Source organism: Archangium sp., assembly GCF_057119385.1.
In genome coordinates this window covers 1-12,793 of the sequence record NZ_DBNGVP010000179.1, presented here as the reverse complement: position 1 = coordinate 12,793, position 12,793 = coordinate 1, and the positions used below count along the sequence as shown (strand labels likewise).

Below are 12,793 nucleotides of genomic sequence, written 5' to 3'. Positions count from 1 at the left end.
GGGGCATTATAGAAGCGCCTCGTTCCCGTGCGTCGGGTTTCGAGCACCTTCCTCGTCGTTCACTTTCCTCGCCGTTGGAGAAAGCCGTTGGAAGAAGTCAGCCCCAGCCCCCCTACACCCTCGCCGCACCTGCGCGATCCACGCACCGTGGCGGTGGTCGCCGCAGCGGCCGTGTTCGTGGCCTTCCTGGCCTCGGGGCTGCTCGTGCAGACCCTCAACGTGGCCTTCGGCATCTGGTTCACCCAGCTCTTCGTCTTCCTCGGCCTGGGCTGGTACGTGCTGCGCGCCACCGGGAGGAAGCCGGTGCGCTACACCGGCCTCGCCTTCCCGGGGCTGGCGCCGGTGGCCTTCGCGTTCGTGCTCGGCGTGACCAACTTCTTCGCCATCGTCGCGCCCGTGCAGTACGTCGCCCAGTCGCTGCTGCCCCCGGCGTGGCGGGAGATCTACGACGTCGCGGACATGTTCCGCGGCCAGTCCTCAGTCGAGATGGCCTTCATCGTGGCCAGCGTCACCGTCGTGGCGCCGATCTGCGAGGAGTTCTTCTTCCGGGGCGTCTTCTTCCAGGGCCTGAGGGCGCACGGAGGACCCGCCATGCGCGCCGTCCTCCTGTCCGCGGTCGTCTTCAGCATGTTCCACCTGGATCCGGTGGGCTTCTTCGCCCGCGTGGAGCTGGGCGTGCTGTTCGGCTGGCTGCTGGTGCGCACCGGCTCGCTCTGGCCGGCCATCCTCGCGCATGCGGCCAACAACTCCGTGTCCATGGTGCTGTTCTTCGCCCAGCGGTACCTCGATATGCCCGAGGAGCCGGCCTCCCAGGAGCAGGCGAAGGCCATGCTGATGCTCGTGATCGTTGGCGGCGCGGTGCTCTGGGCCCTGCTGGCCGCCGCGCGCCGCTTCCCGTCCCTGCTGGGCCCTCCCCGCTCGCGCGAGGACCTCGAGGCCCCGGAGCCCCCTGTCGCGCTGGAGCCCGCGCCCCAGCTCCTGCGGCTGGCCGCTCCGTGGATGCTCGCCGCCGTGCTGTCCCTGGGCGCCTACAAGGCCCTGGATCCGCTGGGCATCCAGCTGAGCCGGATCGACCGGGACTTCCCGCTGCGGAGCATCCCCGAGGACGCACCGGACGCGCTGCATGCCGAGCGTCAGGCCTTGTACGAGCTCCGCGTCCGCGCCCGGCGGGGCGAGATACCGCTCGGCGAGTACGCCCAGGAGCGGGCGAGGCAATCCAAACAAAAGAGGCCGGATGTCCGTTGAACGGGTGAGGGTCCACGCGTGAGAAAGATCACCGCGACACGCTATGTCACGCCGCTGCGCGAGGGCGGCTCGATGCCCGCCATCGTCGAGGCGGAAGACTCGGGGCTGTACGTCCTGAAGTTCCGGGGAGCGGGCCAGGGAATCAAGGCGCTCGTGGCCGAGATCATCTCGGGCGAGCTGGCGAGGGCCCTGGGCCTGAGGATGCCGGAGCTCGTGTTGGTGGAGCTGGATCCCACCCTGGGCCGCGCCGAACCGGACGGGGAGATCCGCGATCTGCTCAAGGCGAGCGCGGGCCTCAACCTGGGCATGGACTACCTGCCGGGCTCCATCACGTTCGATCCGACGGTGGGCCCGGCGCCGAAGGCGGAGGAGGCCTCGGCCATCGTCTGCTTCGACGCCTACGTGACGAACGTGGACCGCACGCCGAAGAACCCGAACCTGCTCAGCTGGCACAAGGCGCTGTGGCTCATCGACCACGGGGCGTCCCTGTACTTCCACCACGCGTGGGACGACTACCTGGAGCGCAGCCAGAGCCGCTTCCCGGCGGTGAAGGACCATGTGCTGCTGCCCTGGGCGTCGGCCCTGCCCGAGGCGGAGGCGGCGCTGCGCCAGCGGGTGACGGAGGACGTCATCCGGCACATCGTCGGGTGCGTGCCCGAGGCGTGGCTGGGTCCGGCGACGGAGCCCCGCTTCGCGACGGCGGCCGAGCACCGGGAGGCCTACGTCACCTACCTGCGGAAGCGCCTGGAAGCGGTGCCGGCGTTCATCGAGGAGGCACAGCGTGCCCGCGCACAGCTCGTTTGACTACGCCATCATCCGCATCGTGCCGCGCGTGGAGCGCGAGGAGTTCATCAACGCGGGGGTCATCCTCTACTGCCTCACCCACCGGTTCCTCAGTGCGCGGGTGGAGCTGGACGAGCGGCGGCTGCTGGCGCTCGCGCCGGACGCGGACGTGGAGCTGCTGCGAAGCCACCTGGAGTCGATTCCCCGGCTGTGCGCGGGAGGCAAGGCGGCGGGGCCCATCGGCCAGCTGCCGCAGAAGGAGCGCTTCCACTGGCTGGTGGCGCCGCGCAGCACGATGCTCCAGACGGGACCGGTCCACTCGGGCCTGTGCGAGGAGCCGGCGAAGGCACTCGAGCACCTGATGCAGCGGATGGTGCGGCCCCCCTCGCGCAGCTGATCGAGAGGGGCCCCCGCGGGAGAAGAGCCCCCGCGTCCTTCAGATGAAACGGTAGGAGGCCACGTTGAACACGGGCCCCACCATGGCGGCGGTCAGCATGTCGCGGGCCACATCGCCCTCGACCTCCACGCGCTGACCGTCCTTCTTGATCTTCCGATCGCCCCCGGCGAGCTGGTAGGTGCGGCCGTCATCCCCCTCCAGCACCCAGACGCCCGTCTCGATGTCGCGGAACACCACGCGTCCGGTGAGCTTCATCCCGCCGTCTCCTTGCGCAGCATGGCCCGCGCGATGATGAGGCAGATGAACGTGTTGACCACCAGCCAGGGCAGCGCGAGGAAGTGGAAGGGCATCCACGCCAGGGAGGGCGCCTTGGACCAGGCCGCGTAGGCGAGGAAGCCCGCGAAGCCCAGGGCGAGCCCGCCGATGGCGGACCGGAGCCCCTTGAACTTGATGGCCAGGAAGGACAGCAGCAGCGGGATGAGCGAGCTGTAGAAGAGCGGGTTGGCCACCTTGCCCCGGCCGAAGATGATGCGCTGCCAGTCGGGGATGGGCAGGTACGCCGCGTCCACCACGTCACCCGCCGCCCCGGAGGCCCCACCGAACCACGAGCGCGCGAAGAACACGCCCACGGTGGCCAGCACCAGCGGCACGAGGAAGCTCGGGCGGATGAGGACGTTGAGGTAGCCGGGCCGCTCGCGCCCCCGGATCGTCAGCAGCACCAGCGCCAGCAGCGCCAGGGCCCACCACATGGACGGCCAGCGCGAGGCCCCACCCCCGAGCGCGTTCAGCGACGCCTGGGCATCCAGGAGCCCGTGCCCGTACTCCTCCGTCCAGGCCTGGTCACCCACGCGCTTCGCCCCCGCGTAGAGGGCCTTCTCCACCTCGTCCGGCCCGCTGGCGCCCTCGGCGTACAGCAGCGCGGCCACGGCGGCCACGTGCGGCGTCGCCATGCTCGTGCCCTGGTAGGCGGCGTAGACGGAGCGCGACGGATCCCTCGGGTCGATGGTGTTCTGCAGGATGCCGCCCGCGTCGCCCTGGCGCTTGTCACCACCCGGAGCCGCGATGTCCAGCTCCTTGCCGTAGGACGAGTACGGGGCGCGCGAGCCACCCGGGCCCACCGCCGCCACCGCCACCGCGCCCGGGTACGCCGCGGGGAACTCCACGCGCGGGCGCCCGGCGTTGCCCGCCGCGGCCACCACGGTGACGCCCTTCTTGCGCGCGTACTCCACCGCGTCGGCCATCACCTTCGAGTAGCCGCCGCCGCCCAGGGACATGTTGATGACGTTGGCGCCGTTGTCCGCCGCGAAGCGGATGGCCTCGGCGATGTCCGCCGACGTGCCGGAGCCGAAGTGGTTCAGCACCTTCACCGGCATCAGCGTCGCCTCGAAGGCCACGCCCGCCACGCCCTGCCCGTTGTTGGTCACCTGCGCGATGGTGCCCGCCACGTGCGTGCCGTGCCCGTGGTCGTCATTGGCGTGCTCGTCGTCGTTGACGAAGTCGTACCCCTTCTTGAACTTCGCCCCCTTCAGGTCCGGCACCTGCTTGAAGTCGTCGTGGTCCTCGTAGGCGATGCCCGTGTCCAGCACCGCCACCACCACGCCCTTGCCCCGGCTCTCCTTCCAGGCGCTCGGCATGTGGATCATCCGGAGGTTCCACTGCTTGGGGTAGTCCGGATCGTTCGGCGTGTAGCCGTCCTTGCTGTCCTCCTCGAGCGAGGAGTCCAGCTCCACGGCCTCCTCACCGGGCGGGACCGAGTAGACGCGCAGCGGCTCGGCGGACTCGACGGCCGGGTTCTGGAGGATGCGCGCGAGCACCGCGTCCACGTCCTCCACGCCCTGGGCGATCGTCACGCCGGTCTGCGCGCCCTCCATGGAGTTGAACTCGAGGTTGACGCCCCACTCGGCCTCCCAGGCATCGAACTCGGCCTTGGTGGTGCCGTCCTTGAAGTCCACGACGATGCCGCCGGGTGCCTCCTCGGCCAGGACACGCCGCGAGGTGTCCACCGCCGGGGCCTCCTTCGCCGCCGTCCCTTCGGAGTCCGAGGGAGACGCGCAGGCCGCCAGGGCCAGCACCGCACTTGCCAGGATCCAACGCTTCATGAGCGCTCCTTGATGCAGACCCCTACGAACGAACGGCGGAACGATTGGGTCTCTTGAGTCTGTTCGACGCCCCTCCCGGCGGACAAGCACCCCTCCGGGATGAGGAACCTTCGTCAATTCAACGGGTTACGCGACATCGGTCATTTGCCCGACAGCATCTTCAGCCAGGTGCGTACGGCTTTTCCCACCATGGGCAGGGCGTGATGGAAATGGGCCCCGGCGCCTTCCACCACCGCCAGCTCGCCTCCCGCCGCCGCCACCGCCTCGGCCAGCTCCGCCCGGGACAGGGTCGAGTCCTGCTCGCCCACCACCACCAGCAGCGCCCGGCCGAGCCCCGCCAGCTCCCGCGCCGTGACGGCCCTGGGGCTCACCAGGCACAGGCCCGCCACCTCGGGATGGCGCGCCCGGAGCTCGAGGGCAACCCGGGCACTGCCGTGGAGCGCGGCCACCGCCGCAGCGGGCGAGTGGGCATTCTCCAGCACCACTCCCAGCGCGGCCCCGGCATCCTCGACCAGCGCCTCGCCCGAGCCCCTCTCTCCCTGGCTGCCCCCCACGCCCCGGTAGTTGAAGCGCAACGTCGGGTGGCCGGCCGACGCCGCGGCGAAGGCCAGCTCGGCGCCGATGACATGGTCCATGCCACCGCCGTCCTCGGGCCGGGGCGGGAGGACGAGCAACGGAGGGCGTTCATCCCCCCGGTGCGCCACACCCTCCATCACCTCGCTGCCGACGGGAATGAGCGTGGAGCGCTCGAGGAACTGACCTTTGAGGACCATGGACGGGGCTCAAGATAACGTGGAGTGTGTCCGAGTGCTTCACTCCTGGAGGATTTCCTGCCGGGCGGTAAACGCCAGCCGGGCCTCGCAGGTCAGGGCAAGGCCTCCGGCGCACGAGCCGCAGCTCGACCGAAGCTCCACCACGCCCCGGGAGACGGTGTCCAGGTCCTCGAAGACGATGCGCAGGGCGGTGGACTCGAGCACCTGGCCGTCGGCCGACACCTGCACCCGCTCGGCCGAGAAGGAATCTCCCGTGCCGGCGATGGCTCCCGAGAGCTGCACCGGTGGGGCATCCCCCAGCCGCCAGACCCCCTCGGGCGCGTCCAGCTCCAGGAAGGCGCGATCCGCGCTGCCGGCCTCCCAGACGGTCCAGGTGAAGTCCCGGTAGAGGTTGCGATCCTCCACCCGGGAGGAGGGAGGCGTCCCGCCGCGGTAGCAGGAGCCCGGGAGCGCCGAGAGCGGCGCGGGGTCCACCACCACGCGGTAACGCCGGATCTCGTCTCCACCCCCACAACCGGCGAGCACGGTGAGCACCACGGCGATTCCCAGGTTTCTCATGTCAGGTCGCTCCCGCCATCTCCGCCGCATGCTCCTGGCGGACCCACGCGTAATACCGATCCGTGTTCTCGGGGGTGTGGAAGAGCACGAGGAGCGCCAGACGCTTTTCCGCATAGAGCTTCTTCAAGAAGCCCCAGAGACGGTGGCTGAGCTCGCGTTGCTCCGCATCGGGCACATCGAAGACCTCCAAGGCCCAGTCCCGGCCCGAAAAGTCCCCCTTCGTGGTCCGATGATCCGTCCACCGCACGGGCCGATCTCCGACGATCTCCCGCACCTGCCGGCGGATCTCCTCACGTTCATTCACCATATCGGCTCCTCCCCGAGCACCCGCTGGACGATGGCCGTGGCCCTCTCCAGCGCCTCCCTGGCACGCGCAACCGTCAGCTCCTCCTCGAGGTAGTCCGCGGACACTCGCAGCCGTACCAGTTCGTAAAGCCCCTCACTCGTCTGATCGTCGAGCACCCCGGCCCTGTATGCCTCATAGGCCAGAGGCTCATGTAGGAAGTAATATACACCCGGTCTGACTTCTGGAGTAGGGATACCCGCTTCGTTCATCGCATGCCAGCACGCATGGTAGGCTGCGTAGTACGCCCGCGAAGCCGCCGCGTTGGGACACGGATCCTCAACGTCCAGAAGCACACGCGCCGCCGACAGGTTCTCCCACGCCTTCCGCTCCATCGCCCTTCCCCTCCCCCTGCCTCCTTCCTACCGCCCACCTCTGACATGGGGCCGCATGCCCCCACTCCAGCGGTCACCCCGAAGCCCGGTGCCTTCCCGTGCCCACCATTCCTCGCGACGCCGGGCGGGCTGCTGCTAACGTCCGCTCGGAAGAACGACGCCTCCTGAGAGGCGGAGGACCCATGACCCGCGACGAAGCGCAGCGACTGGTGCAGGCGTTCATGAAATCCCTCGGTCAGGCGAGCGAGGGCCTCAACCCGCAGGGGTTCGGTGGAGCGGCGGTCGGCAACGCGCAGCTCTACTTCGAGTACCACGCGGACAAGCAGACGCTGGAGACGAGCGCCCTCATCTACAAGTTCCGGGATGCTCCCAAGCCCGGCGTGCTCGAGGGCTTCCGCGCCGAGGAGAAGTCCGGCACGGACACCGGTGGTGGCGCGGTGGACTACGAGACCGAGAACAACAGCCTCTTCCTGAGCCGCACCTACGCCTCGGTGCCCTCGGAGGCGGCCTTCCGCGAGGACATGAAGCGCCTCACCCAGGCGAGCCTCGTGTGGAGTGACGAGGTGATGGACCGCGTGGCCTCGCGCGTGTTCAAGCGCTGAGGCACGAGCCCCCGCATCGCCTCAGGGAGTGGCGCGTGCCGCTCCCGCCCGCTCCGCGGCGTGCTCCTCGCGGACCCAGGCGTAGAAGCGATCCGTGTTCTCGGGGGTGTGGAAGAGAAGAGTGAGCGCCAGGCGCTTCTCCTGATAGAGCGGCAGATAGAACTCCTCGAACAGACGGCCATGGAGTTCCTCCTGCTCATCGAAGGGCACGTCGAAGATCTCCAAGGCCCAATCGCGCCCCGGGAAGTCGCCCTTCGTGGTCCGATGATCCGTCCACCGCACGGGTCTGCCCCCCACGGCCGCCATCACCTTCCGCCGGATTTCTTCCCGTTCGTTCACCATGTCGGTTCCTCGCCCAGAAGTCGCTGGATGAAAGCCGTGGCTTTCTCCAGCGCCCTTCTCACCAGATCCACCGTCAACTCATCTCCAAGGTAGTCCGCTACGACTCGCAGTTCGGCCAACCACCTCAACGCGCTGCCCGCCTGCCTATCGAGCACTCCTGCCTCGATTGCATCTGCAGGCAGAGGGTCATGCAAGAAGTAATATACACCCGGCCTGACTTCTGGAGTAGGGATACCCGCTTCGTTCATCGCATGCCAGCACGCATGGTAGGCCGCGTAGCAGGCCCGCGAGGCCGCCGCGTTGGGACACGGATCCTCGATCTCCAGAAGGACACGCGCCGCCGCCAGATTCTCCCACGCCTTCCGCTCCATCCCCTGCCCCTCCCACGCCTCCCTTCTCTATCACCCACCTCCGACATGGGGCGCCCCGCCCCCACCCGAGCGGTCACCCTGGCCCTCGACTCCAGAGTGCGCTTCGCCGTGGGTGGGCTATAAGGCCGGGCCCGTGAGTGTGTCCGCGGAGAGGGTCCGCGGCGCTGGACACGAGGAGGACGGATGGGATTCTTCCGGAAGAAATCGGTGGAAGTGGACGCGCCGAAGCCTCAGCGCAACCTGGGGCTGGCGATGGTGACGCTCGATCGCGCGAGGACAGTGCCCGAGGGCGCGCTGCTGGCCTTTCTGCAGGACAACTGGCCGGAGCTTCCACGCGCGAAGCAGGTCCGCCAGGAGGGGGACACGCTGAGCTTCGAGCTGGACGGCGCGGTCGTCACCCTCACGATGATGCGCGCCCCCATTCCCTGGAGAGACCTGGAGGAGCCGGCGCGTGCCGCCTGGCACTGGCCCGAGGCAATCGAGAGGCTGAAGGCCCATCAGGCGCACGTCATCGTCGCCGTGCTCGCCCCGGGGATGGATCGCATCGCGACGATGCTGTTGCTGACGCGGGTGGTGGCCGCGGTGGCCGCCACGACCGACGCCAACGGCGTGTATTGGGGGGAGGGGCCGGTGGTGAACGCACCGGACGACTTCGTCGAGGAGGCGAAGCGGACCTCACGCGAGCGGCTGCCCCTCTACCTGTGGCTGGCCTTCCAACTCTCGCGCAACCCGGACGGCACCTTCACGCTCGCCACCTCGGGGATGCGCTCGTTCGGCTTCATGGAGCTGGAACTGGTGGCGCTCCGCGAGAAGCCCGCGACGCTCGTGGACCGGGCCTTCAACTTCGCCCACTACCTGCTCGATCACGGGCCCGTGCTCAAGGACGGGGACACCATCGGACTCTCGGCACAGGAGCGCTTCCGCATCCGCCACGTGCCCTCCGCTGTCGACCCCTCCCGCACGGTGTACCGCATCGAGCTGTGAGGCCAGACACACGGCCGGAAACGCAGCGAAGATGACCAGCCGACAATGCGGCAAGCCTTTGGGGCGACCCAGACAAGGCTTGCCGGGAAACAGCTCATTACCATCCTCTCGGGAGTTGTTCTGGCCACTGCCCGAAAGGCTGTCATGAACGTATTGAAATCGCAGATTCTGAGTCTCGCGGTCCTTCTCTTCGCCGCGCCGTCCGCGCTGGCGCAGAACGCCACTCCTGGCTCCTCGCCCTCGACAGCGCTCGAGAACTGCCGGGCCTTGCAGTCAGCCGGAGTGGCCCTGTCCGGTACCTACTGGATCCGGCCAGCAGGGGGCGCCGCCATCACCGCCTACTGTGACATGGAGACGAATGGCGGAGGGTGGACGCTCGTCTACAACAGCACCCTGGGCATCAACACCACTGACTTCTGGAACATCTCTCACTGGGAAAGACTGAACCGCCGAGGACGCCCGGGCCTCGAATCACCCTTCTACGACGGAAGCCTCTACCGATACGGCACCATCTACATGGATGTCATCGAGGATCTCCGGGGCAAGAGCGTCGTTGCGCTGATGGCGGAAGCGAGTGGGATCGACCTGTATTCAATGAGGTTCATTTCCCCGCGGTACGTATCTGGCCATTGGGGAATCTATTCCCAACAGTTCGCTGGAGGCTGGTCCGCACCTGACTTCGACGGGGATCTCTACTCCGGACAATGCGCAACCACTTACGCGGTCACCCAGCACTATGGCAACTGCTGGTACTACAACCTCGGCGCGGACGCGGATTCGACGATCGAGGACGGTAGGGTTGGACCCCATGTGTATTCAGCCACCGCAACCTCCATCGGGCTGAGCACGGACGGAAGCAATTACACCCGCGTCCGCCGCATCTCGCGCTTCGTGAAGTGGTAGGGCCCGCGCACGGGCCCCACGGTGCCGGCTACACCGCCACCATCACGTAGAACTTCAGGTAGCGGCCCTCGGGGAACTGGAGCCGGATCGGATGATCCGGCGGCTGATAGCGCTCCTCCACCATCGCCAGATCCACTCCCGCCTTGAAGGCCGCCTCCTTCACCGCGCCCATGAAGTCATCCGGGCCCACGCGCGCCGAGCACGACGCCGTCGCCAACAGGCCCCCGGGCCGCAGCAACCCCAACGCCTGACGGTTCAGCGACGCGTACCCGTCGATCGCCGCCTGCACCGCCCGCTGGCTCTTCGCGAACGCCGGCGGGTCCAGGATGATCAGATCGAACGTCCTCCCCTCCTCCCGGAACGACGCCAGCAGCTTGAACACGTCCGCCGCCAGGAAGTCGTGCTTCTCCGCCGGCAACCCGTTGCGCGTGAAGTTCTCCCGCGCCAGCGCGATCGCATCCGGATCCAGGTCCACCGAGAACACGCTGTTCGCCCCGCCCAGCGCCGCGTTCACCGAGAACCCGCCGCTGAAACAGAAGCAGTTCAGCACGTCCCTCCCCTTCGCCAGCCGCCGGATCAGGTACCGGTTCTCCCGCTGGTCCAGGAAGAAGCCCGTCTTCTGCCCCCTCCACGCGTCCACCCCGAACTTCGCCCCCCGCTCGAGGATCTCCAACACCTCCGGCGCCTTCTCCCCCCACAGCATCCGCCCCGCGCCCCGGCCCTCGTCCTCCTCCGCGTCGTCCCGCCCCACCTCGTCCCGGCCCAGAATCCCCTTCAGCTCCGGCACCGCCGCCTTCAACGCCTCGACGATCAGCCCGCGGTACGGCGTGAGCCCCGCCGAGTACAGCTTCAGCACCGCGTACCGCCCATACAGGTCCACCACCACGCCCGGCAGCCCATCCCCCTCGCCGTGGATCAACCGGAAGCTGTCCGTGTCCGTCAGATCGATCAGCGAGCGCCGCTCGGCCAGCGCCTGCTTCACCCGCTCGGCGAAGAAGGCCGCGTCGATGTTCTGCCGCGGGTTGCGCGTCAGCACCCGCACCGCGATGGCCGAGTGCGGATCGAAATACCCACGCGCCACGAACTTCCCGTTCTCCGCCAGGTCCACCACGCTGCCCGGGGGAATCTTCGGCACCTTGTCCAGCGCCTTGCGGAAGACCCACGGGTGTCCCGCACGCAGGTGACGGCCCAGTCCCGGGGCCAGTTCCAGCTTCACGACGTTCACGCTCCCACTCCTCGGCGAGGGGCCCGGCGGGCCCGTTGGGCGACAAGGGCACGGGCGAGCTCCTCGAAGCCCCGCCCCTCCTCCGCCCGGGTGATGAAGGCCGGCGGCGTGTCGATGCGATCCAACACCCGCCTCACGTTGGCCACCCCGACACTCAGGGCGAACCCTCCAAACATCGGGGCATCATTGAAGCTATCCCCCGCGTACACGAAGCGCCCATCCCCCGGCTCCAGCCGCCAACCCCAGGCGAGCTTCAGGAAGCGCTTCACCGCCGACAGCTTGTCGAACCGCCCCAGCCAGCAGTTGATGTGCACCGACGAGCGCACCGCCGTCACCCCCCGCGCCCGCAGCAGGGCTTCAATCCGCTCGGCCCCCTGCTCGCCCAACCGCGCCTCCTCGTTGTAGTCCACGGCCAGGTCCACCTCCGTGAAGGCGCTGTCCATGGACAGCCGGGCCCCCGGCACCTGCCGCAGCACGGCCGCCACCTCCGCCTCCAGCCGGCGCCGGTTCGGCTCCCGGACGCGCGGAGGCTCGGCGTACACCTTGCGCAGCTTCCCCTTCGCTCCCCGCAGGAAGAACAGGCCCCCGTTCTCGACGATCACCCCATCCACCGGCAGCGTGCGGGCCCACGCCTCGCCCCAACCGGCCGGGCGGCCCGTCACCAGCACCAGCTTGAGGCCCGCTTCCCCCAGGCGCTCGAGCGCCCGCACCGTCGTCGAGCGCAGCTGGTGCGAGGTGGTGAGGGTACCATCGACATCCGTGAAGACCGCTTCCACCCGGGAGAGGTCCGCGTGGCGCAGGGGGCGAGGGGCAACCATACGGGCTGCGCCACTACACCCTTCCCGGCTCCACGGGAAGCCCGCAGGAAGCCCGCAAAGACGAAACCCCCGGGAGGCAGTGCCTCCCAGGGGCCGTTCATCTCACTCCAGGTTCAGCGAACCCGGGCTCAGTACGTGCCCTTGAGCGACGTGCTGGAGTACGAGGTGTAGCCGTACAGCATCACGTAGTAGCGGCCCGCGGCAGCCTGAGCCGTCATGTTGCACGTCTCGTTGTTGCCGGAGAGGTACGGACGGCAGGAGTACGAGGACAGGGTCGGCGCCGAGCCGAACGACACGTACATGTCCGCGTCACCCGTGCCACCGCTCATCACGAAGGAGACCGCGCGGCCGGCCGGCACATCCAGGTGGTAGTACTTGGACGAGGCCGAGGCGCCGGAGATGCCCGTGATGGCCACGGCGTTGGTCAGCGCGGTGGAGGCCGGGGGAGGCGTCGCGACACCCACGCCCACCGCCTGCCAGGCCGCCGACACGGACGCGACGTCCGCCGAGCTGTAGCCGAGCTGCGTCGCGGCCTGCTCCGTGTACGTCTTCGCCTGGGCGAACGTGGTGGAGGCCGTGAACAGGTCGCGGTTGGCGCGGTAGAAGATCTGACCGGCCTTCTGGATGCCGATGCCCGTCACCACCGTGCTGGTCACGCCGCGCGGGTGCGAGCCACCCGTGGTGAGCAGCTTGAACGCCAGGTTGGCGATACCCGAGTTCCAGTGCACGCCGCCGTTGTCGGCCGTGCCCGTGTAGCGCGTGGGGTAGTAGTCCTTCGACGAGCCGTCCTGCGTGGGGTTGGCCATGTAGCGCAGCGCGTCACCCGGGGTGTTGGGCGTCCACACGTCGTCGCCCACCATCCACACCGCCGCGTCCACCACCCAGCCGCGGCTCCACGACTCGCAGTAGGCGCCGAAGATGTCGCTCAGGCCCTCGTTGAGGGCGCCGGACTCGTTGGAGTAGGTGAGGTTGGACTCGGAGCTGGTCACCGCGTGCGTCAGCTCGTGCACCGTCA

General features: G+C 68.7%; 17 protein-coding genes. 6 read left to right on the top strand and 11 right to left on the bottom strand.

Annotation, left to right across the window (positions count from 1 at the left end):
• Window positions 1–87 precede the first annotated feature (87 nt).
• Genes AC16DP_RS41865 through AC16DP_RS41855 form a run of 3 tightly spaced genes read left to right on the top strand, consistent with a single transcriptional unit; the run spans window position 88 to window position 2,425 of the window.
• Window positions 88–1,245: a type II CAAX endopeptidase family protein gene (locus AC16DP_RS41865; protein ID WP_329734138.1), complete on the top strand. Its 1,158-nt coding sequence runs from the start codon at window positions 88–90 to the stop codon at window positions 1,243–1,245.
• An 18-nt stretch (window positions 1,246–1,263) separates the two neighbouring features.
• Window positions 1,264–2,049, top strand: coding sequence for a HipA family kinase (locus tag AC16DP_RS41860; RefSeq protein ID WP_329734139.1), 786 nt, complete (start codon window positions 1,264–1,266; stop codon window positions 2,047–2,049).
• Window positions 2,027–2,425 carry a DUF3037 domain-containing protein gene (locus AC16DP_RS41855; protein WP_329734140.1) on the top strand — a complete coding sequence of 133 codons (399 nt, stop codon included), beginning with the start codon at window positions 2,027–2,029 and terminating at the stop codon, window positions 2,423–2,425. Before AC16DP_RS41860 ends, AC16DP_RS41855 begins: the two co-directional genes overlap by 23 nt.
• A gap of 39 nt (window positions 2,426–2,464) precedes the next feature.
• Here AC16DP_RS41855 and AC16DP_RS41850 read toward each other — a convergent pair whose 3' ends face one another.
• From AC16DP_RS41850 to AC16DP_RS41825, 6 genes are all read right to left on the bottom strand, one after another.
• Window positions 2,465–2,680: a DUF5818 domain-containing protein gene (locus tag AC16DP_RS41850; protein WP_073563525.1), complete on the bottom strand. Its 216-nt coding sequence runs from the start codon at window positions 2,678–2,680 to the stop codon at window positions 2,465–2,467.
• On the bottom strand, window positions 2,677–4,524 hold the full coding sequence (locus tag AC16DP_RS41845) for a S8 family serine peptidase (RefSeq protein WP_329734141.1): 1,848 nt from the start codon (window positions 4,522–4,524) through the stop codon (window positions 2,677–2,679). The genes AC16DP_RS41850 and AC16DP_RS41845 overlap by 4 nt, the downstream gene beginning before the upstream one ends.
• 140 nt (window positions 4,525–4,664) lie before the next feature.
• Window positions 4,665–5,297: an alpha/beta hydrolase gene (locus AC16DP_RS41840; protein ID WP_329734142.1), complete on the bottom strand. Its 633-nt coding sequence runs from the start codon at window positions 5,295–5,297 to the stop codon at window positions 4,665–4,667.
• Window positions 5,298–5,336: 39 nt separating this feature from the next.
• On the bottom strand, window positions 5,337–5,855 hold the full coding sequence (locus AC16DP_RS41835) for a hypothetical protein (protein WP_329734143.1): 519 nt from the start codon (window positions 5,853–5,855) through the stop codon (window positions 5,337–5,339).
• 1 nt (window position 5,856) lies between these two features.
• A complete protein-coding gene (locus AC16DP_RS41830) occupies window positions 5,857–6,162 on the bottom strand; it encodes a hypothetical protein (protein ID WP_329734144.1) in 306 nt (101 codons plus the stop codon).
• The gene (locus AC16DP_RS41825) at window positions 6,156–6,533 is read right to left on the bottom strand and encodes a HEPN domain-containing protein (RefSeq protein ID WP_329734145.1); all 378 of its coding nucleotides are present in this window, start codon (window positions 6,531–6,533) and stop codon (window positions 6,156–6,158) included. The genes AC16DP_RS41830 and AC16DP_RS41825 overlap by 7 nt, the downstream gene beginning before the upstream one ends.
• Before the next feature lie 182 nt (window positions 6,534–6,715).
• Between AC16DP_RS41825 and AC16DP_RS41820 the strand changes: the two genes are divergently transcribed.
• Window positions 6,716–7,135: a hypothetical protein gene (locus tag AC16DP_RS41820; protein ID WP_329734146.1), complete on the top strand. Its 420-nt coding sequence runs from the start codon at window positions 6,716–6,718 to the stop codon at window positions 7,133–7,135.
• Window positions 7,136–7,156: 21 nt separating this feature from the next.
• Here AC16DP_RS41820 and AC16DP_RS41815 read toward each other — a convergent pair whose 3' ends face one another.
• Both AC16DP_RS41815 and AC16DP_RS41810 read right to left on the bottom strand, forming a co-directional pair.
• On the bottom strand, window positions 7,157–7,477 hold the full coding sequence (locus tag AC16DP_RS41815; protein ID WP_329734147.1) for a hypothetical protein: 321 nt from the start codon (window positions 7,475–7,477) through the stop codon (window positions 7,157–7,159).
• The gene (locus AC16DP_RS41810) at window positions 7,471–7,848 is read right to left on the bottom strand and encodes a hypothetical protein (RefSeq protein ID WP_329734148.1); all 378 of its coding nucleotides are present in this window, start codon (window positions 7,846–7,848) and stop codon (window positions 7,471–7,473) included. Before AC16DP_RS41810 ends, AC16DP_RS41815 begins: the two co-directional genes overlap by 7 nt.
• Window positions 7,849–8,031: 183 nt before the next feature.
• On the opposite strand from AC16DP_RS41810, the gene AC16DP_RS41805 reads away from it, so the two are divergent.
• Window positions 8,032–8,832 carry a DUF4261 domain-containing protein gene (locus AC16DP_RS41805; RefSeq protein ID WP_329734149.1) on the top strand — a complete coding sequence of 267 codons (801 nt, stop codon included), beginning with the start codon at window positions 8,032–8,034 and terminating at the stop codon, window positions 8,830–8,832.
• A gap of 45 nt (window positions 8,833–8,877) precedes the next feature.
• Window positions 8,878–9,735, top strand: coding sequence for a fibrinogen-like YCDxxxxGGGW domain-containing protein (locus tag AC16DP_RS41800; protein ID WP_329734150.1), 858 nt, complete (start codon window positions 8,878–8,880; stop codon window positions 9,733–9,735).
• 28 nt (window positions 9,736–9,763) lie between these two features.
• Here AC16DP_RS41800 and AC16DP_RS41795 read toward each other — a convergent pair whose 3' ends face one another.
• The 3 genes from AC16DP_RS41795 to AC16DP_RS41785 form a co-directional block, all read right to left on the bottom strand.
• On the bottom strand, window positions 9,764–10,960 hold the full coding sequence (locus tag AC16DP_RS41795) for a class I SAM-dependent rRNA methyltransferase (RefSeq protein ID WP_329734151.1): 1,197 nt from the start codon (window positions 10,958–10,960) through the stop codon (window positions 9,764–9,766).
• Window positions 10,957–11,778, bottom strand: a complete 822-nt coding sequence (locus AC16DP_RS41790) for an HAD-IIB family hydrolase (RefSeq protein ID WP_329734152.1) — start codon at window positions 11,776–11,778, stop codon at window positions 10,957–10,959. Before AC16DP_RS41790 ends, AC16DP_RS41795 begins: the two co-directional genes overlap by 4 nt.
• Before the next feature lie 128 nt (window positions 11,779–11,906).
• The coding region (locus AC16DP_RS41785; RefSeq protein ID WP_483957051.1) for a M4 family metallopeptidase at window positions 11,907–12,793 on the bottom strand (887 nt) is incomplete at its 5' end.